Source organism: Nitrospira sp. (assembly GCA_030653545.1).
Lineage (GTDB): Bacteria > Nitrospirota > Nitrospiria > Nitrospirales > Nitrospiraceae > Nitrospira_D.
Genome location: JAURZE010000024.1, coordinates 68723 through 93857, shown reverse-complemented (window position 1 = coordinate 93857; position 25135 = coordinate 68723). Strand labels below are relative to the sequence as shown.

Annotated in this window: 31 protein-coding genes; 9 read left to right on the top strand and 22 right to left on the bottom strand. The window is 58.7% G+C overall.

Annotated elements, in window-relative coordinates; genetic code table 11:
- Positions 1-56 precede the first annotated feature (56 nt).
- Positions 57-932 carry an undecaprenyl-diphosphate phosphatase gene (locus tag Q7U39_10600; protein ID MDO9118400.1) on the bottom strand — a complete coding sequence of 292 codons (876 nt, stop codon included), beginning with the start codon at positions 930-932 and terminating at the stop codon, positions 57-59.
- Between the two features lie 279 nt (positions 933-1211).
- Between Q7U39_10600 and Q7U39_10595 the strand changes: the two genes are divergently transcribed.
- The 4 genes from Q7U39_10595 to Q7U39_10580 all read left to right on the top strand — a co-directional run bounded on the left by Q7U39_10595 (position 1212) and on the right by Q7U39_10580 (position 5386).
- The gene (locus tag Q7U39_10595) at positions 1212-1916 is read left to right on the top strand and encodes a hypothetical protein (protein ID MDO9118399.1); all 705 of its coding nucleotides are present in this window, start codon (positions 1212-1214) and stop codon (positions 1914-1916) included.
- 148 nt (positions 1917-2064) lie between these two features.
- Positions 2065-3351 (top strand): efflux RND transporter periplasmic adaptor subunit, encoded by a 1287-nt coding sequence (locus Q7U39_10590; GenBank protein ID MDO9118398.1) that lies wholly within the window; start codon positions 2065-2067, stop codon positions 3349-3351.
- Between the two features lie 59 nt (positions 3352-3410).
- Positions 3411-4151 carry an ABC transporter ATP-binding protein gene (locus Q7U39_10585; GenBank protein MDO9118397.1) on the top strand — a complete coding sequence of 247 codons (741 nt, stop codon included), beginning with the start codon at positions 3411-3413 and terminating at the stop codon, positions 4149-4151.
- The gene (locus Q7U39_10580; GenBank protein ID MDO9118396.1) at positions 4151-5386 is read left to right on the top strand and encodes an ABC transporter permease; all 1236 of its coding nucleotides are present in this window, start codon (positions 4151-4153) and stop codon (positions 5384-5386) included. The genes Q7U39_10585 and Q7U39_10580 overlap by 1 nt, the downstream gene beginning before the upstream one ends.
- A 64-nt stretch (positions 5387-5450) precedes the next feature.
- On the opposite strand, the gene Q7U39_10575 is transcribed toward Q7U39_10580, so the two are convergent.
- The 6 genes from Q7U39_10575 to Q7U39_10550 all read right to left on the bottom strand — a co-directional run bounded on the left by Q7U39_10575 (position 5451) and on the right by Q7U39_10550 (position 9297).
- Positions 5451-6698, bottom strand: a complete 1248-nt coding sequence (locus tag Q7U39_10575; GenBank protein MDO9118395.1) for a DUF3391 domain-containing protein — start codon at positions 6696-6698, stop codon at positions 5451-5453.
- Between the two features lie 94 nt (positions 6699-6792).
- A complete protein-coding gene (locus Q7U39_10570; protein ID MDO9118394.1) occupies positions 6793-7182 on the bottom strand; it encodes a RusA family crossover junction endodeoxyribonuclease in 390 nt (129 codons plus the stop codon).
- Positions 7183-7374: 192 nt separating this feature from the next.
- Entirely contained in the window at positions 7375-7815 is a 441-nt protein-coding gene (locus Q7U39_10565) for a hypothetical protein (protein MDO9118393.1), read from the bottom strand.
- 14 nt (positions 7816-7829) lie between these two features.
- Positions 7830-8027: a helix-turn-helix domain-containing protein gene (locus Q7U39_10560; protein ID MDO9118392.1), complete on the bottom strand. Its 198-nt coding sequence runs from the start codon at positions 8025-8027 to the stop codon at positions 7830-7832.
- 107 nt (positions 8028-8134) lie between these two features.
- The gene (locus Q7U39_10555; GenBank protein MDO9118391.1) at positions 8135-8479 is read right to left on the bottom strand and encodes a zinc ribbon domain-containing protein; all 345 of its coding nucleotides are present in this window, start codon (positions 8477-8479) and stop codon (positions 8135-8137) included.
- A gap of 2 nt (positions 8480-8481) precedes the next feature.
- Positions 8482-9297: a ComF family protein gene (locus Q7U39_10550; GenBank protein MDO9118390.1), complete on the bottom strand. Its 816-nt coding sequence runs from the start codon at positions 9295-9297 to the stop codon at positions 8482-8484.
- A 112-nt stretch (positions 9298-9409) separates the two neighbouring features.
- On the opposite strand from Q7U39_10550, the gene Q7U39_10545 reads away from it, so the two are divergent.
- Both Q7U39_10545 and Q7U39_10540 read left to right on the top strand, forming a co-directional pair.
- Entirely contained in the window at positions 9410-10141 is a 732-nt protein-coding gene (locus tag Q7U39_10545; protein ID MDO9118389.1) for an ABC transporter ATP-binding protein, read from the top strand.
- Positions 10138-11067, top strand: a complete 930-nt coding sequence (locus Q7U39_10540; protein MDO9118388.1) for a dihydroorotate oxidase — start codon at positions 10138-10140, stop codon at positions 11065-11067. The genes Q7U39_10545 and Q7U39_10540 overlap by 4 nt, the downstream gene beginning before the upstream one ends.
- Before the next feature lie 2 nt (positions 11068-11069).
- Here Q7U39_10540 and Q7U39_10535 read toward each other — a convergent pair whose 3' ends face one another.
- A complete protein-coding gene (locus Q7U39_10535; protein MDO9118387.1) occupies positions 11070-11339 on the bottom strand; it encodes a LuxR C-terminal-related transcriptional regulator in 270 nt (89 codons plus the stop codon).
- Positions 11340-11506: 167 nt separating this feature from the next.
- Between Q7U39_10535 and Q7U39_10530 the strand changes: the two genes are divergently transcribed.
- Entirely contained in the window at positions 11507-14119 is a 2613-nt protein-coding gene (locus Q7U39_10530) for an ABC transporter permease (GenBank protein MDO9118386.1), read from the top strand.
- Positions 14120-14148: 29 nt separating this feature from the next.
- On the opposite strand, the gene Q7U39_10525 is transcribed toward Q7U39_10530, so the two are convergent.
- The 12 genes from Q7U39_10525 to rplU all read right to left on the bottom strand — a co-directional run bounded on the left by Q7U39_10525 (position 14149) and on the right by rplU (position 22167).
- Positions 14149-14763 (bottom strand): tetratricopeptide repeat protein, encoded by a 615-nt coding sequence (locus Q7U39_10525; protein ID MDO9118385.1) that lies wholly within the window; start codon positions 14761-14763, stop codon positions 14149-14151.
- Between the two features lie 94 nt (positions 14764-14857).
- Complete coding sequence (locus tag Q7U39_10520; protein MDO9118384.1) at positions 14858-15025, bottom strand: hypothetical protein; 168 nt, start codon at positions 15023-15025, stop codon at positions 14858-14860.
- Between the two features lie 54 nt (positions 15026-15079).
- The gene (locus Q7U39_10515; GenBank protein MDO9118383.1) at positions 15080-15316 is read right to left on the bottom strand and encodes a hypothetical protein; all 237 of its coding nucleotides are present in this window, start codon (positions 15314-15316) and stop codon (positions 15080-15082) included.
- Between the two features lie 38 nt (positions 15317-15354).
- Complete coding sequence (locus tag Q7U39_10510) at positions 15355-15639, bottom strand: hypothetical protein (protein ID MDO9118382.1); 285 nt, start codon at positions 15637-15639, stop codon at positions 15355-15357.
- Positions 15640-15680: 41 nt separating this feature from the next.
- The gene (gene bioB / locus Q7U39_10505; protein MDO9118381.1) at positions 15681-16676 is read right to left on the bottom strand and encodes a biotin synthase BioB; all 996 of its coding nucleotides are present in this window, start codon (positions 16674-16676) and stop codon (positions 15681-15683) included.
- Between the two features lie 78 nt (positions 16677-16754).
- Complete coding sequence (locus tag Q7U39_10500; protein ID MDO9118380.1) at positions 16755-18155, bottom strand: tetratricopeptide repeat protein; 1401 nt, start codon at positions 18153-18155, stop codon at positions 16755-16757.
- 3 nt (positions 18156-18158) lie between these two features.
- Positions 18159-18548: a ribosome silencing factor gene (gene rsfS / locus Q7U39_10495; GenBank protein ID MDO9118379.1), complete on the bottom strand. Its 390-nt coding sequence runs from the start codon at positions 18546-18548 to the stop codon at positions 18159-18161.
- A gap of 28 nt (positions 18549-18576) precedes the next feature.
- Positions 18577-19317 (bottom strand): nicotinate-nucleotide adenylyltransferase, encoded by a 741-nt coding sequence (gene nadD / locus Q7U39_10490; GenBank protein MDO9118378.1) that lies wholly within the window; start codon positions 19315-19317, stop codon positions 18577-18579.
- 16 nt (positions 19318-19333) lie between these two features.
- Positions 19334-20455: a glutamate 5-kinase gene (proB, locus tag Q7U39_10485; GenBank protein MDO9118377.1), complete on the bottom strand. Its 1122-nt coding sequence runs from the start codon at positions 20453-20455 to the stop codon at positions 19334-19336.
- Positions 20437-21462 carry a GTPase ObgE gene (gene obgE, locus Q7U39_10480; GenBank protein MDO9118376.1) on the bottom strand — a complete coding sequence of 342 codons (1026 nt, stop codon included), beginning with the start codon at positions 21460-21462 and terminating at the stop codon, positions 20437-20439. The genes proB and obgE overlap by 19 nt, the downstream gene beginning before the upstream one ends.
- Before the next feature lie 102 nt (positions 21463-21564).
- The gene (rpmA, locus tag Q7U39_10475) at positions 21565-21828 is read right to left on the bottom strand and encodes a 50S ribosomal protein L27 (GenBank protein ID MDO9118375.1); all 264 of its coding nucleotides are present in this window, start codon (positions 21826-21828) and stop codon (positions 21565-21567) included.
- Positions 21829-21852: 24 nt separating this feature from the next.
- Positions 21853-22167, bottom strand: coding sequence for a 50S ribosomal protein L21 (gene rplU / locus Q7U39_10470; GenBank protein MDO9118374.1), 315 nt, complete (start codon positions 22165-22167; stop codon positions 21853-21855).
- Between the two features lie 235 nt (positions 22168-22402).
- On the opposite strand from rplU, the gene Q7U39_10465 reads away from it, so the two are divergent.
- Together Q7U39_10465 and Q7U39_10460 are read left to right on the top strand one after the other, a co-directional pair.
- The gene (locus Q7U39_10465; GenBank protein MDO9118373.1) at positions 22403-22747 is read left to right on the top strand and encodes a PilZ domain-containing protein; all 345 of its coding nucleotides are present in this window, start codon (positions 22403-22405) and stop codon (positions 22745-22747) included.
- 142 nt (positions 22748-22889) lie between these two features.
- The gene (locus tag Q7U39_10460) at positions 22890-23804 is read left to right on the top strand and encodes a branched-chain amino acid transaminase (GenBank protein ID MDO9118372.1); all 915 of its coding nucleotides are present in this window, start codon (positions 22890-22892) and stop codon (positions 23802-23804) included.
- Positions 23805-23975: 171 nt separating this feature from the next.
- Here Q7U39_10460 and secG read toward each other — a convergent pair whose 3' ends face one another.
- Together secG and tpiA are read right to left on the bottom strand one after the other, a co-directional pair.
- The gene (gene secG, locus Q7U39_10455; protein MDO9118371.1) at positions 23976-24326 is read right to left on the bottom strand and encodes a preprotein translocase subunit SecG; all 351 of its coding nucleotides are present in this window, start codon (positions 24324-24326) and stop codon (positions 23976-23978) included.
- Between the two features lie 2 nt (positions 24327-24328).
- Positions 24329-25102 (bottom strand): triose-phosphate isomerase, encoded by a 774-nt coding sequence (gene tpiA, locus Q7U39_10450; protein ID MDO9118370.1) that lies wholly within the window; start codon positions 25100-25102, stop codon positions 24329-24331.
- Positions 25103-25135 lie beyond the last annotated feature (33 nt).

Sequence of the window (25135 nt, the reverse complement as noted above, 5' to 3'; positions counted from 1 at the left end):
CAAGACAGCCTAGTGTCTCGTTCGCGATTCACGCGAAACGATGCAGAGGACGTCGCTTAGCGCACGACTAGAAACACGAGGATGCCGAGGGCAATACGGTAGTAGGCGAACACGCGCAAGGTGTGGCGCTGGACGTAGGTCAGGAAGGCTGCGATGACAGCCCAGGCGACGAGGAAGGACACGAGCATGCCGATGCCCAACGCCACATAGTCTGCCTGATTGAATGTGGCCTTGGCCTTCAGCATTTGGTAGGCGGTGGCGGCGATGATGGTCGGCAAGGCGAGGAAGAAGGAGTATTCGGTCGCGACTTTCCGGTCGAGGCCGGCGAGCAAGCCGCCGATGATTGTTGAACCGGATCGTGACATGCCGGGAATGAGCGAGGCACATTGGGCGATGCCGACCCAGAAGGCGGACTTGATAGAAACTCGGTCCAGCTGGGTGGTGTGGACTTTCGGCTGCCGGGCTTCGACCGCGAGAATGATCAGTCCGCCGACAATCGAGGTGGCGGCGACGGTCTGTGGCGTGAACAGCACGGATTTGATCCACCCGTGAGCGAGGAAGCCGACGCTCGCGGCAGGAAGGAAGGCCAGTCCGAGGCCGATCACAAACCATAGGTGGGGATGGGACTGCATGGACACCCGGATCAATGCTCTCCGGGTCGGATGTTGGCCGCTCCGTTGCAAGGTCTGCAACGCCGCCTGCTCGTGCCATGCGCCGGAAAGCAGGCGGGCGATTTTCTCCCGTTCAAATACGATGACGGCGAGAATAGCCCCGAGCTGAATCGAGATTTCGGCATTGGCCGCAGCATCACCCGTAAACCCGAGTGCATGGCCCACGAGGATCAGATGCCCAGTTGAGGAGACCGGCAGAAATTCCGTCAGCCCTTCCACAATGCCAAGGATAACCGCTAATGCAGGTCCCCATTCAGTCATGACGTTCCTGTATTGAAAAGTGTGCTTGTGGAGAGTACGTATTGTCGTGATCATCACAGAGCTATCCGCTGCCGTCAAGTTCGCCGATGTTTCTTGCCGGGTGCTCTTGAGTGATGTGGATCCACGGGGACAGCTGCAAATAAGTTGACAAAGAGGGACTGTTGGCATACACACAAATTGAATATGTATAGTATGGATGGAAGATATAGTTGTGTTCGGTTAGTAGCGCACCGGTCGATCTCACTAATACTCGATTACTTGTAAGAGGGGGAGGTTCGTATGAGACGTGAGTGGATCTTGTCAGTGCTGGTGGTCGTGGCCATGATGACCAGCGGTTGCGTAGTCTCGAATAAGAAATATCAGGATGCGCTGGCAGAGGCGGATAGCGCGAAGATGGAATTGGAAAAGACGCGCCAGCAGAAGAACGCAATGGAACAGCAGGTGAAGACGTTGAAGGAGTTGAACGTCAAGTTCGGCGGCGAGGCGCAAGCGGCTCGTGACGAACTGCAGCGCATCGAGCATGGGCGAGATAAAGAGCGCGGCACGCTCGACACGCGGACGAAGGAGTTGGAAGATAAGCTGAAAGCGGTGTCTTCCCAGAATCGGAACGTGCGGGCGGAGTATGAGGATGTGAAGCGACACAATGAGACGCTGAAGTCGTTGGTCGCCCGCTATCAGAAGGAGCTCAAAGACCGATCCCGCTCGGTGACCGGTTCCCTGACGCCGTCCGCGCCACTTCCTCCGCTTCCGGGAGCAGCCTCGACGGCTCCGGCGCCGAGCGCTCCCGCGGCCGGCTCGGCGGCGATGAATGTGAACAAGGCGTCCGCGAGCGATATGGTGTTGTTTCTGGGGTTGAAGAAGGATGAAGCCGATCGGATCGTCACGAATCGTCCCTATCGTGTGAAGGGCGAATTGGTCGCCAAGAACGTGGTGCCCAAGGAGACCTTCGACATGATCAAGGATCGTATTTCCGTCAGCCCGTAACTGTTTGCAGAGGCAATGACGTGTTCGATGAGGGCCGTTTCCCCGCAAGGGGGAACGGCCCTCGTGCTTTTGGGGCCTGTCACGGGATGATTCGCCCCGTAGCTTCCTGATATGATAATCCTTCTTCCGGTTGGATAAGGACCTCCCTATGCGACGACTCGGGATTGTGCTCGGCATTTTGGCGGTGGGGCTTGCCATCGGCGGGTATGTGTTCTTCACCGGAGAGCGCAAGGTGCCGGTGCGCTATCGGACCGCCGCCGTCGAGCGGGGTTCCATCGTTTCTATCGTGAGCGCAACGGGCACCATTAATCCGGTCGTGTCCGTGCAAGTCGGCTCGCAAGTTTCCGGCATGATCAAGGGTCTCCACGCGGACTTCAATTCGCGGGTGAAGGCCGGCGACATCGTGGCGGTGATCGATCCGGAACCGTTTAAGGCCCGTCGGGATCAAGCTGCGAGTAATCTGGAAATGGCGAAAGCGAATGTGGCCCGCGCCAAGACGGATGGGGCGCAGCGTAAACGCGAACTCGACCGGGTCCGCTCTCTGATCGATCAGAATTTTGTGTCGCAGAATGATGTGGATGTGGCTGTGACCAACGCGCAGGGCGCGGAAGCGCAGGTGCACGTGGCCGAGGCGCAAGTCAGGCAGGCGGAAGCGGCGTTGAACTCAGCGGAGCTGGAATTGAAATACACCACGATCCGTTCGCCGGTCGATGGCATTGTGGTGGCCAGAAACATCGAAGTCGGCCAGACCGTTGCCGCCAGCTTTGCCACGCCGAACCTGTTTCTGATCGCGCTCGATTTGACGAAGATGCAGGTGGACACCAATGTGAGCGAGTCGGATATCGGCGGGATCGCCGAGGGAAAGGATGCGACGTTTTCCGTGGATGCCTATCCCGGCGTGCGGTTTTCCGGATCGATCCGCCAGGTGCGGTTGGCTCCGATCAATGTGCAGAATGTGGTGACGTACAATGTTGTGGTGGCCGTCGACAATCAAGACCTGCGTCTGAAGCCGGGGATGACGGCGAATGTTTCCATTGTCGTGGCGCAACGAGAGCAGGTGCTCAAGGTGCCGAACGCTGCGTTACGCTTTACGCCTCCCAAGAGCGAGCGGGCAGAAGGCGGATCGGCTGAAGGAAAGCCGGCCAAGGCTGAGGGGCGACCGGCTGCGAGCCGAGCGTCATCCGGCGCTATGGAGACCGGAGCCGCCGCACGTAAAGTCTGGAAACAAGATGAGTCCGGCGAGCTGGTCTCCGTGTCGGTTCAGACGGGGATTTCCGATGGCGTGGCGACGGAGATTGTCGGCGGATCCCTCGGGGAGCAGGATACGGTCATCGTGGGGCTGGATGTGCCTCGAGCGAATCGCCAAGGGAGCGAGCTGCCGCCCGGCTTCGGTGGCGGCGGCGGACAGCGCCGCACGCGTGACCGGGGTATGTAGTGGTCATGACTCACTTCGTGCACGGTGTGATCGAATGCCGCTGACAAGGCAGGGCGCTCATGGATAGTGGACATGGCCGGCCGGTTTCGTTGATTCAGTGCGAAGACTTGTGGAAAGTGTATCGCCTAGGCGATGTGGAGGTGCAAGCTCTTCGCGGGCTGAATCTCACGATCGAGCAAGGCGAGTTTGTTGCGATCATGGGTTCATCGGGGTCAGGGAAGTCGACGCTGATGAACATGTTGGGTTGTCTGGATCAGCCCACCAAGGGCCATTATTGGCTGAACGGCGTCGATGTTGCGGCGCTTCGCGCCGATGAGCTGGCTGAGATCCGGAATCGGCAGATCGGATTCGTTTTTCAAAGCTTCAATCTGATCCCCCGTACCAGCGCATTGGAAAATGCGCAGCTTCCGCTCTTCTATCGCGGCCTCTCTCTTCGCGAACAGCGAGCGCTGGCGGCGGCGGCGTTGGAACGGGTGGGATTGAAGGGCCGCGAACAGCACTATCCGACGCAATTGTCCGGCGGGCAGCAACAACGGGTGGCCATTGCCCGCGCATTGGTCACGACGCCATCCCTCTTGTTGGCCGACGAACCGACCGGAAATCTGGATACAGAATCGAGCCGGGAAATCATGACGATCCTCGATCGGTTGAACAAGGAAGAAGGCATCACGGTTATCTTAGTGACTCATGAACCGGACATCGCGGCCTATGCCGCCCGTGAAATTGTGATCAAAGACGGCCAGGTTCTCACCGATCGGCATACCAAGCCCGGGCATCCGTCCCCTCTGGTGGGGCGCTGATGCCGGCATTTCTTCTCCTCACGCTCATGACGGCGATCCGTATCCTCAGCCGCAACCGGCTCAGGGCCGGGCTGACAATGTTGGGGATCGTCATCGGGGTTGGTGCCGTGATTGCCATGGTCAGTATCGGAGAGGGAGCCAAGGCGGCGGTGCAAGCGCAAGTCGCCAGTATGGGAACCAATGTCATCATCGTGCTGCCGGGGTCGACGACTGTCAGCGGCGTGCGGGGCGGACAGGGCGGCGCAGTCACGCTGAATGTGTCCGATGCGCTGGAGATGAAGAAGCGCATCCCGTTGCTGCAAGATACAGGGTGGGCGAAGCGTGATGTCATGCAGATCGTCAATGGGAACAAGAATTGGAATGGATCCGTAAATGGAGTCTCCCCCAGCTATCTGACGATCCGCGACTGGTCGTTTACGAGTGGTGGCCCATTTACGCAGGCCGATCTGGATGCCGCGGTCCGTGTGGCGCTGGTCGGGCAAACCGTGGTGGAAAATCTGTTTGAGGCGGGTGAGGAGCCGGTCGGGTCCGTCATTCGGATCAAGAATGTGCCGTTCCGTGTGATCGGGGTGCTTGCGCCGAAAGGCCAATCGGCCCAAGGATCGGATCAGGACGACATCGTGTTTATCCCCTTCAGTACCGCGGAGCGGAAAGTCTTTGGGACGCAGTTCATCGGATCGGTCGGGGCCTTGTTTGCCACGACGGAGCGGCAGGAGGATTTGTTTGCCGCCGTCGACCAGATTCGTGAGTTCTTGCGGGCCCGGCATCGGCTCCAGGCCGAACAGGGCGACGACTTTACGATCCGCACGCAGGTCGATATTGGAAAAGTTCAAGAAGGTACGAGTCAGACGTTGACGGTGATGCTGCTCTCCATTGCGGCAGTTTCGCTGCTGGTCGGCGGCATCGGCATTATGAATATTCTACTGGTCTCCGTGACGGAGCGGACGCGGGAGATCGGCGTTCGGATGGCGGTGGGGGCCAAGCGGCGGCATATCCTCATGCAGTTCTTGATCGAGGCCATGACCTTGAGTGTCGTCGGCGGGACGCTTGGAATTGTCGTCGGGGTGGTGGGCGCCCGGCTGACGACCGTCATTGCGGGATGGCCCACGATTATTTCCGGCGATACTGTGATCGCAGCGTTTTTCTTTTCCCTCGCGGTCGGTCTGTTCTTCGGTCTGTATCCTGCCAATAAAGCGGCGCGTCTCAATCCGATTGACGCGCTGCGCTACGAGTAATTCTTTCTTCAGTTCGCTCCCGTCAATGCTGTGCAGGCGTGCCGACGGCGCGCCCGGTCGAGAGTTAGGCGGCCTGTGAGGCTGTAAGAGGGCGGGATGGGTCCGAGGACTCCAGCACCTTATCGATAGCCCGTTCGGGCGTGACATTGACTTGGTCTGACAGGTCGACAACGAAAGGGGTTGGTGTCTCATTCCCGTTGGGAGTATGAGTGATTGTGACGACAGGTCGATGCAGCGCTGACGGATTCAACTCCGTCACAACAGCCTTTTCGCTCGTGTTCAACTGCACGCGGCTGTGAACCGGGTAGATGCCGATCAGCTTGATAAAGCGCGACAGGATGACCTGATCGAACGCCCCGTCCTGGGATTCTCGGAAAATCCGTTGCAGCGCTTGATGGGGTGCCAGCGGCGACGCTCCGCCGAATCCGGTGATCAACTCATCGTAGTAATCGGCAATCATCAGAATGCGCGAGCGTTCCGACGTAAACTCGCCCTTGGTGCCTTGGGGATAGCCCGAGTCATCGAGGCGGATATGGTGCTCTCCGATCATTTGCAAGACTCTGGTTTCGAATCCCCCTTGCCGTTCAAGCGCGAGAATACCCAATCGGGGATGCGACTGGAGCAGTAGCCGGTCTTGCCGTGAGGGCGGATGGGAGGTGTTGGCGCTTCGCTGAATGATCGGCGCGGGAATCTGGAGCAGGCCGATGTCGTGAAGCAACGCGGCCATGGCCAGTTCCTGGAGTTCGAGCGGGTTATAGCCGAACGATTGTCCGACGACGAGCGACAAGGTGCAGGTTGAAAGCGCATGTTGGCTCAGGGACGAATCTCCTGCCCGTTGCTGGCTGAGCGCCATGAAGATGGCTGAATTCGGGAGGGTTCGTGTGACGATTGCGACTTCCTGCACGGCTTCGGCTGCCAACTGAGGGTCAACGGATCCCTGTTCTGCAATAGACGAGAAGACCGAGTGAACGGCTTGCTCCAATTGCTTTCTGGCAACCAGAGCTTGGGCATACTCTTCGTTCAGCTGGGTTAACGGCTTGGGAACCGATTTCGATGGAGGTGCCTGCGGCGTCAGCGTCATCTCTTGCGAGGAGATCAGCGGGTCGAGCGTACTCACCGTTTCAACGTCATCCCCGCGGGACAGATCAATCACGATGCGCTGTGCTCCGGCGCGGCGCAGCTTCTCAATTTGAATCGTGTGTTCGATGGGCAACGAGCGCCGGAGAAACGGCGATCGAAACCAGGACAGGTCGATCTTCGCAACGTACATCCCGACGCGGAGTTGATTGATGGAAATAGTCTTTGTGGTCATGGCGATGGATACGGCAAATAGTTAAAAGAGTTCACACTCTTATCGGTTGAGTCTGGGGGAATCTGAAGAGGGTTGCCGGGGTATCTTGGGGTCGCTATCGGGCGGCCAGGGAGAGGGCAATCTGGATGCGGGGATTGGTTCGATCGACATCCTTATAGAGATGGGTTTCCACTATGCGATTGTCATTGAGGCCGATCCCCTCGCAGAGGGCATCCTGAGCGATTTTGAGTCCGCCGTCGACGTCGCGTCTGAGGGGCGAGGTGAAATAAAACCGAATGGAGAGGGCGAGAGGTTCCGATTGAAGCCGATGCATTAGCACTCGCTTGTGGGGAGATTGAGACAAGGCCAGCCAGAGCTGCTGCCCGACATGCTGCTTATACGTTCGACCTGCCGAAGACAGGACCCGGCGGCCCTGAACCGTGGCGTACTGATGGTTGATGCTGGGGGGAACCGGCAGCGTGATCGCGATGGACTCGGTTGTCACGATTGCAGCGGGCGCAGGGATATGAAGTGGCGCTTGGGTACGTGACGACCTAACGGTTGGTCGTAGACTGGGGGCAGATGGTTGCTTCGAGGTTGGTTCAGACTTGGCGGCCGGTCGATAGGAGACGACGCGAACGGGGACTTTTGAACGAGGGGAGCCTGTGTGACGTCGTCCGGCAGGCATGGAGCGAACTTACAGCAGGTTCTGAATCTTCGACATGTTCTGTTCGTAGCGGTCTTCGGTGCGGGCAATGTAGCGGCGCCACTCGCTGGGATTCCAGACTTCCATCCGGTGATACATCCCGACCAGAATAATTTCGAGATCTTCATCCAAGGGAATCTGTTTCCGTAAACGACCTGGAATGAGGATGCGGCCGGTCTTGTCGATTTCGGAGGTGCCGGCTTCGGATACGACAAAATGCATGAAGAGGCGGCTCTGGTCTTCGTCCAACGTCGTCTTGGTCCGGTCGAGGACCTTTTCCCACTCCTTCAACGAATAGATGAGGAGGGATTGTTCCGGGCCCTTGAGGAAGGTGACGGCCTGGCCGTCGGCTTCAATCTGCTCGCGGATCGGGGAGGGGACGATGAAACGCCCCTTCTCGTCGACTTTGCAGAGATATTCGCCAGCGAACATAGATCGATCCTAGTTTATGACGGGAGGGCTGTTCTGGTCCGGTCGCGAATCCACTGCTCCAGATCCGAACGAACGAATCGCCATTCTTTCCCAAGCTTGAAGGCTGGAATCTGTCTGTTCTGTATATAGCGATAGAGGGTGCGGGTCGTAATCTTCAGGTACAGACACGTCTCCGACACTGTCATCAATTCGCTCTTCGGGGCTGTCCCCATCGTCCCACCTGTTCTGAGAGGGCCTGTTTCTCATAAGACTCCAAAAGGTAAGGGCCATTTTAGAGAGTGAGGCCGGATTGTCAAGTAAAAATACATGACAATGCCTGTCATAGACTGTCAGTGCTACCGTCATCGGAGGCTCCACTATCGGCTGAATCCATCATGGCTTCGACATCCTGTTCGACGTCCTCACCCATCTCGTCTCCCATGTGCTTCATGAAGCGGGACATTGACTCCGGGTCGTTCTCATCCAGTCCATCGAAGTTGTCCGGGTCTGAAAGGGAAGCAAGCCGGGCCTCTTCGGACTTTGGGGAAGAGAATCGGGAGAGGAGGCGGTCCACAGACTGGCTCCCGCACTGTTTGCAGGCCGGCGGGGTCGAGCTGGCCAGGCTCAGCACCAGCAAGGTGCTTCGCTTCCGACAATCGCGGCAAAGGTATTCGTAGATCGGCATGGCTATCCCCTCAAGACTCCTAGGAGGCCGGTGGCACGTTGGGCCAGGATTCGGTCAGGCACGACACTCGACTCGATCGTTCGTGCCAGGGTGAGGACGAAGACGGCTTCTGCTCCAGCTATTCGAAGTACCTTGGCACATTCGTTTGTCGTCGTGCCAGTCGTAAAGACGTCATCGATCAGCAGGATACGTTTCTGAGCGATCGACTCCGGTCGGCGGACTGCAAAGGCCCGGCGAAGATTCTTCATCCGTTCTTTTCGCGACAACGTGCTTTGGGGTTCTGATGGAACGGTTCGAACGAGATTGGTGAACGAAAGAGGGAGATGCAGATGTGTGGCCACCTGATCGGCAAGCAGCAGCGATTGATTGAATTCACGCTCTCTCAAACGGGTGGGATGCAACGGGACCGGGATGACGAGGTCGGCATCCACCGAAGCAGGGATGGCTGCGATCATTAAGCGTCCCAGCGGCTTGGCCAGCGAGACTTTCCCCCTGTATTTGAAGAGGCAGATAGCGTCTTGCAAAGGCGGCAGATAGGGATACAGTGTCCAGGCTTTCACATAGGCGGGTGGGCGAACCGTGCAGTGGTGGCAGCGATGGGTGGGGCTGTAGGTGAGTGCGACGGGCGAGGGAAGCGGACGATCGCATTGCGAGCAGCGAGCCAGCCTGAGCGGAGCGACGGTATCCCAGCAGGTCGTACAAAACAGCGGAACGGGATCGGTCGTGAGCGGCACTCCGCAGGCGGCACAGTCAGCCGGCAGAATAAATCTGACGGCGTGCCGTATCAGGCCAGGCAGTTTCTGAGGCCACGATTCCATCTTGCGCCACTCTCAGACAGGGAGAGATGCGGCTGGTTGTAGGACAGGAACGGGCGCCTGTCAAGGTTGTGGGGTTCTAAATGGTTGTGTTATACGAGGACGATCGTTCTATATGGCATTGCAGAATCTGAGGTGTCTCGCGGGCATGGTGAAGCTGGTCCGGTTGTCCAAGACCTATGAGCGTGGCGAGGCTGCGGTGGCGGCGCTGCATGAGGTGAGTCTCGATGTCGGACGCGGCGAGTTCTGCGCGTTCGTCGGGCCCAGCGGTTGCGGGAAGAGTACGTTGCTGAATCTGGCAGGCGGCCTCGATCGGCCTTCGTCCGGAGAGCTCTATCTCGACGGGCGGGCGACGACCACATTTACCAGTCACGATTGGACGGTGGCGCGGCGGGAACTGATCGGCATCGTGTTCCAAGCGTTTCACTTGGTTCCAGGGCTGACGGCTTTGGAGAATGTCGCGCTGCCATTGATGTTGCGCGGAGACGGCGGCCGGTCAGTCGCACAGCGGGTCGAGGAAGTGCTGGAGCTGGTCCATATGGGGCATCGGAAGCATCATCGTCCCGGAGAATTGTCGGGCGGCGAGCAACAACGGATCGCGATCGCCCGGGCGCTCGCGCATCGGCCGAAATTGCTTCTGGCTGACGAACCGACCGGCAATCTCGACTCCCATCAGGGGGCAGAGATCATGACGTTGATTCGATCGCTGACGAAAGCAGGCGACGTCACGGTCTTGTTGGTGACGCATAGCCAGACTGCCGCGCAATGTGCCGACTATATCTGGACGATGCAGGACGGGCGGCTCGTCTCGCGCACACCATCGACGGCTTTAACGGGGGTAGCATGACCGATCTCTCGACGACGATTGCAGGGGTGAAGTTTCCCAGCTGTTTCATGAACGCAGCCGGCGCGCTCTGTGTCACGCGGGACGAACTGGTGGCGCTGGGCACATCGCGCGCAGGGGCGATTGTCACCAAGTCTATGACCGTCGAAGCGCGCCAGGGGAATCCGGAGCCCCGGTACTATGGCTTTCCGGGCGGCTCGATCAATTCGATGGGCTTGCCCAATCTCGGCTATCGGGCCTATGCCGAACTCATTCCCGAGTTGAAACAGTTCGGCAAGCCGGTCATTGCGAGCGTGGCGGGGCTGTGCGAAGACGATTTCCCGACGATCGCGGCCGCCATCAATGCAGCGAAGCCCGACTTGATCGAAGTGAATCTCTCCTGCCCGAATATTCCCGGCAAGCCGCAGATCGGCTATGACCCGGAGGCGTCCGAGCGTCTGCTCAAGCGGGTGCGCAAGGTTATCACCGTCCCGATGGGTGTGAAGCTGCCGCCTTATTTCGATCCGGCGCACCATGAGGTGATGGGGAAGGTGATCGGCCGGTGCGAGGTCGACTTTCTCAACATGATTAACTCGGTCGGCAACGGCCTCGTGGTCGATCCGGAGCGGGAAGAAGTCGTCATCAAGCCAAAGGGCGGATTCGGCGGGTTGGGCGGCACCATCATCAAGGCCGTGGCGCTCGCGAATGTGCGGGCCTTTTACAAAATCTTTCAGGGAAAGATTCCGATCATCGGCACCGGCGGCGTCATGAACGGAGTCGATGCTTTCGAGCACTTTCTCTGCGGAGCGTCGGCGGTGCAGGTCGGCACGGTTCTGGTTGAAGAGGGGCTTGGCGCCTTCGGACGGCTGGAGACGGAACTCGCAGCGCAGCTGAAGAAGAAGGGCTACGGGTCAGTGACGGAATGCCGGGGGAAGGTGAAAGAGCTGTGACGCTATTTCAGGCCGAAGTTGCGTGGCAGTAGTCCTTGCTGAAGGCCTTGGCGAAGCAACTGCGCCACGTTCCGGACATTCAGCCGCCGCATCAGATTGAAGCGATGCACCTCGACGGTGCGGATGCTGATCGCCAGTGTTTCCGCAATTTCCCGATTCGTATGGCCGAGGGCGACCATCTTCAGGATTTCCCGTTGCCGGGGGGTAATGGAGAACTCGGCCTTCGGGCTCCGGTCTATCTGAAGTGCGTTGTTCCCTCGACTACGTGCCATGTGTGACTCCCGATCAAATGTTCCTCGTCAATCTAGCAAAGGGTCGGCGACCTGTAAACGAAACGGCCATTCTGTGCAGCCGGTAAATCCTTCGTGCGTGCAGGTGTTTCCCATCACCGTGGTTCTACGTAAGTGCGAACAGCAATCGGATCTCTAGGAGCCGCACAATGGCCTGGTTGAAAGTCGTCGCGCTTCTGCTGTGGTCCCACATGACCCAACGGCCGTTCCGGACGGTGCTTACGATTGTGGGCGTGGCGCTGGGCGTGGCGGCGTCGGTGGCGGTGCGGACGGCCAATGTGGAGGTGCTGCACTCGTTCGAGCAAGCCGTGCTGACCGTTGCCGGACCAACCACCTTGGAGGTCTCCGGAGGAGACTTCGGGCTGGATGAACAGCTGATCGCGAAGGTGCGGGACGTACCGGGCCTGACGTCTGCGTCGCCGGTGATCGTGCAGACGGCGGTGCGGCTCGATGCCGGGCGTCCGGCTGGAGCGGCACAAGTCATTGGACTGGATCTCCTCGCCGAGTTCGATACCCGCGGCTTTCGAGTGATGCCGGAGCAGGGTGACAATCCGCTCGCGGACTTGCTGAAAGCCGACAGCCTCTATATCGGGAGAAAATTAGCGGCGGAGTGGCATCTCGAAAAGGGGAGTACGGTCCAGCTCCAAGTCGGCCCCCGGCAGGTAGAGGCGCGGATTGCCGGTGTGATTCAGGACCAGGCCGACCGGGTCTCGTCCTGGGATCATCTAGCCGTGATGGACATCGCCGCCGCTCAAGTTCTCTTCGACATGGTCGGAAAGCTGGACCGGATCGATCTGGTGACGAATCTGGAGGTTGAGATTGGCGCGGCGGCGGAGGCCGTGCGCGCCGTTGTGCCGCCGCATGTCACGGTCGAGCGGCCGGCGAGCCGGACGCAGCAGGTCGAGCAGATGGTGCGGGCGTTCCGATTGAATCTCACGGTCCTGAGCTGGGTCGGTCTGCTGGTCGGTATGTTTCTCATTTACAACACGATGGCCTTCGCCGTGGCGCAGCGCCGGCGCGAGATCGGGATCTACCGCGCGATTGGGATGACCCAGGCACGCGTGGCCGGGCTCTTTCTGGCTGAGGCGGCTCTGTTCGGGCTGCTGGGTGGAATTGCCGGGAGTGTGGGCGGAATTCTGCTGGCGCAGAAACTTGTCATACTGGTCAGCCGGACGATCTCGGATCTCTATACCCCGGTGAGTCAGGGGACCGCATCCTGGTTCGACGTAGCTGAACTCTGGCAGGCTTCCGCTGAAGGGATCCTGATCGGTTGTCTTGTCTCCATGATCGGAGCGATCGGGCCGAGCCTCGACGCCAGCCGCACCGCCACGGTGCGGGCATTGGCACCTGGCGACTACGAGAGCAGCCGACAGGTGCGGGTAGGGGGATTGGCGGTTGGCGGGATCGGGTTGCTCGTCTTAGCCGGGTTGCTTGCTTTTGCCGGGCCGTTGGGCGGAGCGCCGATTCTGGGCTATCTCGCGACATTCTGTTTATTGGCCGGACTGTCGTGCCTTGCTCCGCTCTGTGTGACAGGCTGGAGAAAACGAATCCTCCATAGCGAACGTCTTGCCGGAGCGCAGGGCGCAATGCGAGAGATTGCCGTGGAGCATGCAGCGAGAAACCCGGGCCGGAATGGCGTGACGGTCTCGGCGTTGATGGTGGGGCTGGCGATCATGATCGGGGTGCTCATCATGGTGCGCAGTTTCCGGCACACCGTCGAAGTCTGGATCAACGAGACCGTGATCGCCGATATCGTCGTGGCTCCTTCGACTTGGCTACGGGAGGCAAACAGCGGGAACGGCACGAAGAGTCTGCCCCCCGGCTGGCAAGCAGTGCTGGTCGCAATTCCCGGTGTGGCGGAGGTGGATACCTATCGGGATGTGCGGGTGGAGGTGAAGGGGCAGCGTGTAGCGATTGTCTCACGCGATTTGCGGCTCCATGCCAGGCGCAGCCAGTATCTCGTCCGTCAGGGAAATTCCACCGACCTGCTGAACCAGGCGGTCGAGACCGGCGGGATCATTCTGTCTGAAGTGCTGGCCAATCGGCTCGGCGTTCGTGAAGGCCACTCGCTGGCGATCATGACCCCGCAAGGAGCGCGGTCGTTTCCGGTCGTGGCCGTGTTCTACGACTACGCCACCGACGGCGGAAAGTTGGTCATGGATCGCGGGCTCTATCAATCGCTTTGGCAGGATGAACTTGTGACGGTCTTTCCGCTCTATCTGAACGAGGGGGCGGATAGGGAGCAGGTCAGGCAGGCGATCGCCGACGCCTTGCAGCAAGCACCGGACCGGACCCTACCACCGCTCATCATCAGCAATGGTGAGTTGCGCAAGGAGATCCTCGACATCTTTGACCGGACGTTCTTGCTCACCTATGTGCTCGAAGCGATTGCGGTGATCATCGCCATGCTCGGCATCGTGAACACGCTGGTCACATCGGTACTCGAACGCCGCAGAGAGTTTGCTACGCTACGCGCCATCGGCGGCAGCGAGGGCCAAATCAGACAGTTGGTCTTGTGGGAAGCGGCTTATCTGGGGCTGGTGGGTATCGCGTTGGGACTTGTTGGCGGCGGGCTGCTGTCATTGCTGCTGATCAAAGTGATCAACAAACAATCATTCGGCTGGACGATTCAGATGATCCTTCCCTTCGGCGCCCTCGCACAAGCCGTCGGCTTAGCGGCTGCCGCGACGCTAGTTGCCGGCTACTTCCCCGCCCGCTGGGCGGCTCAGCAGCCTGTGGTGGAGGGGTTGAGAGAGGAGTAAAAGTTTTTACTCGAAATGACTGAGTCGGGTCATGGATTGCTTTGGCATTGCTTCCCATAAGGGGTACGGTCAGTGATTGAGTGTCCAATGGGACTGCCTCTGCGGAGTAAAATGGCTCGTGTAGCTGCTGCTTGAGCATCAGAAGTCCTGCCTACATTTTGCAGTGCTCGGGAGTACTCATCCAGTAGATCCGCAGTTGCAATAGGAGCAGCTTTACTTGCGCCTTTCTCTTCTGCGACTGGGAATGCACGCTCAAAGTATGAAATCGATTCAGGGAACTTCTTCTGGTCATAATTAAGATGCGCAAGCTCGAATAGCGAAAGAAATGTTGGGCCACCTGATTTGCTATCTAGGTCATGTGCAACAATCAGCGCGCGTTCAGCTTCGGCGAAATCACAGACAACACCCGATGATCGACCGTATTCGTAGTTCAAAACTGCCAGCTGATTTGGAGTAGCGCCACCGTGCTGGGCGTTTATAATAGCCCTGCTCCAATACATCTTGGCGTTGGTCCAATCACCTGCGTTCTGTGCTTGGGCAGCGGCTTGAGCATAGTTTGTTGCTGTCTTGGCATTGATAGGATTCGCACAGCCTGCTGTGAGAGCTAAGCTGAATAAGGTGATTGCCAGAAGCAATGATTTCATTGATCCTTCCTCCTGAGTAGTCAGTTCTTGCTTGCGGAGGTTGCTCAAAAAGGCTTTCAGCAAGGCCGCAGGGAGACGAGGACCCCGAGGCGTGCTAGTGCTGCACGTTGAGGGGTTCGAGCGACTGAGAACGAAGCTGAGGGCCTTTTTCAGCAGCCGTTTGGTAATCCACTTCGATTTTGAAGCCCCGATCTTCGATCATGCCCCAGACTTCGGGGGCCGGTGAGCCGGGGGTCGTCAGGTCGCCGCTCACAATTTTCATGGCTTCTTCGCCACATGCTTCCCATTTTCCCACGGCTAGAATGGAGACGATTTGCTACCGATATACCTCGTCATGTGTTCCGATGTCGAGAAGGACAATCTCTTTCTTGGTCACTCTCAAGGTAAGCGTGATGCGGTGCGAATGAGTCAGGCTGACGGCATGCAGGCCTTCCAGCTCGCCTTTGAGTGCATGCAGACGTAACTGCGGCTGAAACGGATTGGCTTCTAGGTCTCTAAGGACTTTAGCCAACGGCTTTTTCAGTTCGGGGTGGGCTCGTGTGAATTTGGCCACACGTCGATCAAAATAGCTGGTGGTAGCCAGCGCGTACATCAGGATTCGAGGTGAAGCTCGTCGATGAGTGTTTTGGCAGAGATGCGACGGATGCGCCCTTCCTTGAGGTCGGTCAAGGATCGTTTGATTCGGGTCACGTATGACTTGCGATATCGCTCGGTCAATTCCTGGTACTGCGCTTCGGCCATAATGACGTAGGTGGGTTCGTTGTCCTTGAGGACATGGACCGGCCCACGCTTCAGCGCATTGTCGATGACAGAGAGTCCTCGACGTCTGATTTCAGTGGCCGGAATGGTTTTTCGTACCGCGTTGGATGATCGCATGGCGTTATGCTAGCCGAAGCGTTGAAAGACTACAAGATCGATCAGCTCGCCACCGGCTGTTGGTAATCCACTTCGATCTTGAAGCCCAAATCTTCGATCATGCCCCAGACTTCGGGGGCCGGGGAGCCTGGTGTCGTCAGATAGTTATTCACGAAGACCGAGTCAGCCGGGTAGAGGGAGAGGGGTTGGAGGCTGCGGAGGTTGTGCTCGCGGCCGCCGGCGATACGGATTTCCGTGCGCGGATGCAGGAAGCGGAATAAGCAGAGGACTTTGAGGCAGCGCTGCGGTGTGAGGGCGTCGATGTTCTCCAGCGGCGTGCCTTCTACCGGATTGAGCATGTTCAAGGGAATCGAGTCGGGTTTCACGTCGCGCAGGGCGTCGGCCAGATCGATGAGGTCTTCGTTACTTTCCCCCATGCCGACGATCCCGCCCGAGCAGATTTCCAATCCGGCCGCGCGTGCGTTCTTGATAGTCGAAAGGCGGTCCTGGAATGTGTGAGTCGTGCAAATCGATTCGTGAAAGGCCTCACTGGTGTTCAGATTATGGTTCACGCGATCCACACCCGCGGCTTTCAACCGCTTGGCCTGTTCATCGCTCATCAAACCGAGTGAGCAGCAGATCTGAATCGGGATTTCCTGTTTGATGGACCGGACGGCTCCGGCGATTTCGTCGATTTCCCGATCCAACGGGCTGCGTCCGCTGATGACGATACAATAGCGCTGGGCCTTCGAGGCGGCGGCTTCGCGCGCGCCTTGGATCATCTGTTTCTGCGGGAGCAGATTGTAGCGTTCGATCGGCGCGTTCGAGACGGCAGATTGCGAGCAATAGTGGCAGTCTTCCATGCAGGCGCCGCTCTTGGCGTTCTGCAACATCTGCAGGCGGACGGTGCGGCCGAAGTATTTCGAGCGGACTTGAAAGGCGGCATGCAGCAAGGCGAGGAGGTCGTCGTCCGGGCTGTTCAAGACGGACAGCGATTCCGCTCTCGTGAGGGGCTCGTCGTTGAGCGCTTTGTTCGCCAGTTGCATGTAATCGGTCATGACAGACACCTTTCAGTCGTGCGTGCGGGAAACGGGTTTGATCGATACGGGTTGTACGAGATCGGGACGGGAGAAAACCTACACGGTTTCAAACGGAGAAGCAATGCCCTGGTAGGGGACGGTGCGGGCAGAAGATGGAGCATTCTCTGCGCCCGCGGCCGGTTGGCCGGCTTCGAGCCAGGGGAGGGCGGTGAGGGTGTTCCAGCGGGCGCAGCGGCGGCAGCGGCCCGACCATTCCAATGATTCCTGCTGGCACTGGGTGCAGATATAGGGGACGATCACGCGCTTCTTGAAGCTGAGCGCTTTCTTGAGTTCGACGATGGCCTGCTCGAAGTGCTGCTTGCGCAGATACAGATTGGCCATGATCTTGTGATAGTCCAGCAGATGATCTTGCGGCCCTTCGATTGTGGAGAGCACGTCGAACGCTTCGTCGACCATTTCAAGCCGATAGTAGAGTTTCCCCAGATAGAACTGCAGCACGGGATTCTGGGGGTCTTGCTGCAGGGCTTCCTGGTACACGCGGATGATCTCGCCGGGCTCGCCCTGCTCCAGGAAGAGTTCTTCCAAACGATGGAGGATGATGACGCTCCTGGTCCGGCTGTAGACCTTCTTCAAGATTTCTACCGCGTCCTTCGTCTTGCCTTCATGGATCAGGATTTCCCCGATGCCGATGTAGGCCGGCAGGAAGCTCCGTTCTTTCTTGATGGCGCCGCGGAAATACCGGCGAGCCTTGTCGGGGTGCCCTCGCTCCAGCAGCTGGCGGCCGACTTCGTACATGCAGCCGACGAGGAGGTCCGCTTCGGCCTGCTTTTCCGACTCAGGCAGATTCGCTTTTAAGAGGCGGTGTTGAATTTCCAGCGCATCGCTCCACTTCTCCAGACGGATAAGAAGGTCGCGTTTGCGGATCAAGGCGGTCAGGTTATCCGGTTCGATCTTGAGGATCTTCTGCAAGGCCTGCAGCGCGTCTTCATAGCGCTTGGCGCCTTCCAGATCTTTCCCCAGCTCCAGCAGGACTTCGATGTTTCGATCGTCGACGCGATGGGCATGCTGGTGCAGCCGGATGGCTTCGGCGTAGTTGAGTTCGGATCGGTAGATATTGCCCAGCCACAGCAGGGAGTCCACGCGATTGGGATCCATCGCCAGCGCTTTCTCGAAGAGGCTCATGGCCTCGACCGTGCGCTTGGACATGAAGGCGTGGGTGCCTTCGCGATGCAGAGCGTCCACTTTTTCTTTCCGTCGCGCCAGGCGGCTGCTTTGCCAGGTGATGATGGCGTGCGCGGTTTGCTGTAAGCCCACCACGAAGGTCACGACCACGGCGCCGATCGCCATGGAAATGAGCACCAGCGTCACCGGGCTCAGTTCAAATTCCACGGCAGAGCTCGTGCGGACCATCACCATGCCGGGGTTCAGCTCACGGAAATAGCTATAGATGAAGACGCCGGCGCTGATGAGGAAGATGGTGAGCAGCAGTCTGAACATGGTCTAGACCGATTTTCGTGCTTTGGGTGTCCTGACGATAATGCGCCGTTTGGGTGCGACAGGCTTTTCGGGCTTCTCTTCCGGCTTCTCTTCCGGAATGCTCAGTGGCTTCGCATCGCTCCAGAGACGCTCCAGCGCGTAGTGCTCGCGGGCGTCCTGCCGAAAGATATGCGCGACGACGTCGCCGAAATCCATCAAGACCCACTGGCCTGATGTGGTGCCTTCGACGCTGAGGGGCCGGTCTCCCTGGCCGGTCAGGACGTCGCTGACATGGTCTGCAATGGCGCGTGTCTGCCGATCTGATTCCGCTGACCCGATGACGAGGTAGTCTGCTACCGAGGTTAACGGACCGACGTGCAGGATCTGGACATCCAGGGCCTTCTTGTCGAGCATCGCTCGACCGATTTCAATAGCTGTAACCTTAGATGTGCGTGCGATGCTGATCCTCCCGATATAACTGTTGGCGAAGTATATAAGATTCCACAGGGGGCGGCAACAAATTTGCCAGCATTGCCCCGCCCTGAATGCGGTGTCTGATGTCGGAGGCAGAAATGGGAGAGGGCGGAAGCGGCAAGCAAATGATCGTCTGTCCGGACGGGAGCGGCAGGTCAAGCCGATCGAGTGCCCCGGTATCCAACGGCGCCAGCTGGTTGGGGCTGACGTGTCGAAGGAAGGGCAGAGCGGTCAAGCTCTGGAACGACTGACCAGGCCGGGAGATGACCACGAACGAGCAGGCCGCCAGCAGCGCATCGGGCTCTCGCCAACTGGCTAGGTCGAGGAACGCATCCAGGCCGATCAGGAAATACAGCCTGGTTCCCGATCCGTACCGGCGCTGAAGTTCACGGACGGTATCGATCGAGTAGGATTTCCCCTGGCGTGAGATTTCGATATCGGAGAGCTCGAATCCTGGCGTGTTCGCGATGGCGAGGCGCACCATTTCATATCGGTGATGGGCCGGGGCGAGGGCGCTGTCTTGCTTGTGCGGAGGATCGCCCGTCGGAATGAACAGCGTCCGGTCGAGGGCCAGAATCTCATGCGCTTTCCGGGCGATGGCCAGATGGCCATTGTGAATGGGGTTGAAGCTGCCGCCGAAGAGGCCGAGGCATCGTGGGTGTGAATTTTGAGCGTCGGGTACTGAGGGGGCAGAATCGGGGGCAATCATGGCTCAGCACTCGCGCCTATAAGATGACGAGGTTGTCGCGATGGATTACTTCGTCATATTCCTGCGGGCCGATCTGTTGCTGGATGTCCTGAGTCTTCAGCCCTTTCATGCGGCCCAGCAGGTCGGAGGAGAAATTCACGAGACCTCTGGCAAACTCTTTTCCGTCCTGATCGATGCAGCTGATCGGATCGCCTGAGTCGAATTGCCCGGTGACCTCAATGATTCCTGACGCGAGCAGGCTCTTTCCACGCAGGGTCAGGGCTTCGACGGCTCCCTGATCGACCCGGATGTGTCCGCGCGGACGAAGGGTAAAGGCGATCCAATGCTTGCGGCTGTTTAGGCGGCGTTCCTTTGCGAGGAAGAGGCTCCCACCGGGCTCCCCTTTCAAGACCCTGGGGAGCAAGCCGGGCTGTTGGCCGTTGACGATCAATGTGGCGACGCCGTATTCACCGACCTTCTTGGCCGCGCGTACTTTCGTGGCCATGCCTCCGGTGCCCTCGAAGGTGCTGGAGGCGCCGGCTTTTCGTTCGACTTCTTCGGTGATATCCGGAATGAGCGGGATCAGCGTCGCGTCGGGATTCTTGCGCGGATCATCCGTGAACATGCCGTCGACGTCCGACAAGATGACGAGCAGGTCGGCATCGACCAGCTGCGCGACTTGCGCGGCGAGCGTATCGTTGTCACCGACGCGGATTTCTTCGACGGCGACGGTATCGTTTTCGTTGATGATCGGCAGCACGCCGAAGCCAATCAGGGCCGTGAGGGTGTAGCGGGCGTTGAGAAATCGGCGGCGGTCGGCGAGGTCCTCGTGAGTCAGCAAAATCTGGGCGACTTGAATGCCGAGCGGCTCAAACGCTTTTTCATAGGCCCACATCAGCCGGCTCTGTCCGACGGCGGCGGCGGCTTGTTTGATGGGGAGACTCTTCGGATATTCTTTGAGCTGCAGCTTTTTGATGCCGGAGATGATGGCGCCGGACGAGACGACAAGGACCTCTCGTCCGTCTGTACGTAATGCGGCAATTTCTCCGGCCAATCGCTCGATCTGCTCGGGGCGCAACCCGGTCTCTCGAGAGGCGATCAGGCTGCTCCCGACTTTCACGACGATGCGTGTGGCTTGTTTTAGGAGTTCGTCTCGCACGGCGTCGTCCTCAGGGACTCGACTTGTTTCCCGACATACGCGATGAGTTCGGTGAGCCCTTCCCGGGTGGCGGCCGACACGGGGAAACACTTGTACTTGCGCTTCTTGCAGTAGGCCTGGAGCTGGCTCAGGCGGTCAGACGTTCCGCTGATATCAATTTTGGTGGCCACGATCGCGCAGGGGCGGTGGTTTAGCGATTCGTCGTAGGCATCCAATTCCTGCCGCATGATCTCCAGACTCTGGACCGGTTCGTCCGGCGCCCATTCGGACACGTCCACGAGGTGGAGGATCATCGCGGTACGTTCGATGTGCCGGAGAAACTGAAAGCCGAGGCCCTTGCCTTCGGAGGCGCCTTCGATCAGCCCGGGAATATCGGCGACGACAAAGCTGCGGTCTGTCCCCCAGCGGACGACGCCGAGGTTCGGAATCAGTGTTGTAAAGGGATAGTCGGCGATCTTTGGACGCGCAGATGAAATGGCCGCGATGAGGGTCGATTTGCCGGCGTTCGGAAAGCCGACGAGTCCGACGTCTGCTAAGAGCTTCAGCTCGAGGCGGAGGTGCTTTTCTTCGCCCTCGGTGCCGTGCTCGAAGTGGGTCGGTACACGATTCGTGGGAGTGGCGAAGTGGCTATTGCCGCGTCCGCCACGTCCGCCATGGGCAATGACGACGCTCTCTCCGTTGGCGACCAGGTCGGCTAGGACTTCGCCGGTCTCCTGATCGTAAATTACGGTGCCGACGGGGAGTGCGACGGTGACGGGCTTGCCGCGGCGTCCGCTGCAATGGGAGGCGCCGCCGTGCCGTCCGTCTTCGGCTTCGTAATGTTTCTGATAGCGGAGGTCGAGCAGGGTCGTGAGTCGATGCGAGGCCGTGAAGATGACGTCGCCTCCGTTTCCGCCGTCGCCGCCGTCAGGCCCGCCGCGCGGGACAAACATTTCGCGACGGAAACTGCCCGAGCCGTCTCCGCCTCGCCCGGCTTTTACAAAGACCTTTACTTCATCGACAAACATGGCATGTCCCCGTTCAGAGTCGAGAGTATACCTGACCCTGCCCCCGATAGGGGAGGGTCAGGGTGGTTTTGAGCCGAGTAGTGAGCGCGAAAGAAAAGAGAGTTAGGCTTTGACAGGGGCAGGGTAGACGCTGACTTTCCGTCGGTCTTCTCCACCTTCGAACTTCACAACGCCGGTCACTCGCGCGAACAATGTGTGATCCCGTCCGAGATCGACATTAAACCCGGGGAAAAACTTGGTTCCACGTTGACGGACGATGATGCTGCCGGCCTTGACGGTTTCGCCGCCATAGGCCTTGACGCCCAAATACTGGGGGTTACTGTCCCGTCCGTTCCGTGACGATCCGCCGCCTTTGTTTGTTGCCATGGCAGGTCCTTCTCAATAAAGTGCTTATGCCGTTGCAATGCCGGTGATGCGCAAGCTCGTAAAGCCCTGACGATGCCCGCGAGTACGCCGGTAGTTTTTGCGTCGCTTCTTCTTGAACACGGTGATCGAGCGGGTGCGTCCGTGCCGGACGATTTCCGCTGTGACTTTCGCGCCCTTCACCAGAGGTTGTCCGATGACCACCCCGCCGTCTCCGTGCACAAGCCGGACTTGGTCGAGCTCAATCGTTGATCCCACATCGCCTTCAAGTGTGGCCACTTGCAACAGTGACCCAGACTCGACTCGATACTGTTTCCCGCCTGTTTCAATAATCGCGTACATGTCCTATATCTCCTCCAAAGCAGAACGGCTCATATAACAGAGGGGTGATCCGAGTGTCAAGCGAATGACCGGGACGTCCCTCAGAACCCGTCCATTGTTGTGACTGGTGCAGGTTCCTTCCTACCCTCTTTTGGGGGCTAGGAGGGCGTGAGTCATTGGCAGTACTCTGAGACTCTCCCAAACAGCCGTGCGACCGGCTATGTATACCAGATTTTTACCCGGCGAGGTGAGCGACATGCCCCAAGCGACGCGATTTGTGATTCGAACGTACCATCGTATTCCGGTCCGGTGTCTCCTCTATTACATGGGGGGAGAGTTTCTCGGGAAGGGGACGGTGGTGAATATGTCGAGGAATGGGATGCGTGTCCTGGGTGATCATCAGGTGGTGCCCGGCATGGAGCTCGTCCTGCGTCTCTCGCTTCCTGATAAAGACGAGCCTGTGGAGATTCAGCGCGTGGTGGTCCGATGGGTTCGCGGTCTGCTCTTCGGAGCCAAGATTGTGACGCTGGCTCCGGATGGTGAGGAACGGGTGGGAAGCTTCTTGAGCGCCAGACTGCGGTCTTACTGCGCTTCGTCCTAGTCTTTCTTTCCGCGAGAAGGTACTTCCCCGAACAATGCCAACGAGGAGGCTGGGGCTTGCTTGACCCCTATCAAGGCCCAGGCTATAGTTTGCGCTCGTTTTCGCCGCCAGTGGTGATTCGTTTACAGAGGAGAGTTCGTCGATGTTAGAGCCTGTTGACAAGATCTGGATGGACGGCAAGTTGGTTCCCTGGGCTGAGGCCAATGTCCATATTCTGACGCATTCCCTGCACTATGGATTGGCCGCATTCGAGGGAATCCGTTGCTACAAAGGTAAATCGGGGTCTGCGATCTTCCGGCTTCAGGAGCATGTCGACCGGCTGTTTGATTCTGCGCATATCGGGATGATGGAGATGCCCTACGATCGCAAACAGATTGCCGAGGCGATTGTGGAGACCGTACGGGCGAACCGCTTGGATGCCTGCTACATTCGGCCCTTGGTCTACATCGGCTATGGGGCGATGGGCGTGCATCCCGGCAACAATCCGATCAGGGTGGCGGTGGCTGCCTGGCGGTGGGGGGCCTATCTCGGTGACGAGGCGCTGGCCAACGGGATGCGTGCGCGGGTGTCGTCCTTCACCCGGCATCATGTGAACGTGTCGATGACGCGGGGGAAAATTTCCGGGTATTACGTGAATTCAATCCTGGCGAAGCGCGAGGCCAAAGCGGATGGGTACGATGAAGCCATCATGCTCGATCCCGAGGGGTACGTGGCTGAAGGCACGGGGGAGAATATCTTTATCGTGCGCCGCGGGAAAATCAAGACCACACCCTTGACGTCCATTCTCGAAGGCATTACGCGAAACTCGATTATCGACATGGCTCGGGAACGGAAGATCCCTGTGACGGAAGAGCGGTTTACCCGCGACGAAATGTATTTGGCCGATGAAGTGTTTGTTACCGGCACGGCGGCGGAACTGACGCCGGTGCGGGAAATAGACAATCGACGAATCGGAACGGGCAAGCCCGGTCCCATTACCCTCGCGTTGCAGAAGGCCTTCTTTGCCATCGTACGCGGGGAGGATCCTGCGCACGAATCCTGGATTACCCGCATCTGACGATTTTGTCGAGCTCTGCACAGTCGATAGCTCGATCCATTGGGCTTCTCTGAACATTAGATCTGGGGCAGGGTCTCGGTATAATCGCAACGTAGTGAGGCCCGCCTGCGAGTCTTCGCAGGCGGGCCTCACTCTATCGATGGAACGCTGTAATTGCGTAAAGAGGTTGAATCAATGCGCGGCTGCCGGAGCATCCCCCGCCGGATGCGATTCTGGCGCAGGGGCCGGAGGAGCCGCAGGGGCGGACGAAGTTTCTTTCGGCTTGAGATCGATCACGGTTGACGCAAAGTTCCGCTGCTTGGCGAGAATGGCCAAACTAAAGGATGTCAGCATAAAGACCGCGGCGACGCCGACGGTTAATTTGCTCAGGAAGTTCGCGGGGCCACGGCTTCCGAAGACGGTCTGACTTGACCCGCCGAAAGACGCCCCAATTTCCGCTCCCTTTCCCGACTGCAGCAAAATTGCGCCGATCATCAGGAAACAGACAAACACATGAAGAATGACTACCAGCGTATACAACATGCTTAATGCCCCGTTCGTTTTTGTGCGAGAGTGGCGATACTAGCAAAGGACTCGACCTTGAGGCAAGCCCCACCGACCAATGCGCCGTCGATCTCTTCCGACGCCAGAAAATCCGACACGTTTTGTGGCGTGACGCTGCCGCCATACAAAACTCTGGTTCCCTCCGCAATGGCGGAAGACCATTCCTGCTGCAAGAGTTGTCTGATGGTCTGATGCACCGGAATCGCCTGTTCCGGCGATGCGGCTTTTCCCGTTCCGATGGCCCAGACCGGCTCGTAGGCAATGGTGAGGGTCGCCAGTTGTGCGGCTTCGAACCCAGCCAGGCTTCCCTTGAGCTGTCCGGTGATGATCTCTGTCGTGCGTCCTGCTTCACGTTGGTCCAACGATTCACCAATGCAGAGGATCGGCTTGAGCCCATGCCGAAAGGCTGCAGCGAGTTTCTTCCGTATCACGTCGTCACCTTCGCCGAATAGGGCGCGTCGCTCAGAGTGTCCGAGAATGACGTACCTGCAGCCAAGATCTTTCAGCATTGGCGCGGAGACTTCGCCGGTATAGGTGCCGTGGTCCTCCCAGTGGAGGTTCTGGCCAGCCAGGCCGATGGATGAGCCGGACCCCAGCGTCTGACGGACGGAGTCCAGCGCGGTAAATGGCGGGGCGATGACGATTTCGACGGCGGAGGCGGGGAGTTTCCTTTGAACCAACTCACGAACGAACGCGGCCGCCTCGGAGGCGGTCTTGTTCATTTTCCAGTTGCCGGCGATCAGGGGTATGCGCACAGTGTCCTTCGTTCTGACTTACGATGAACGTGG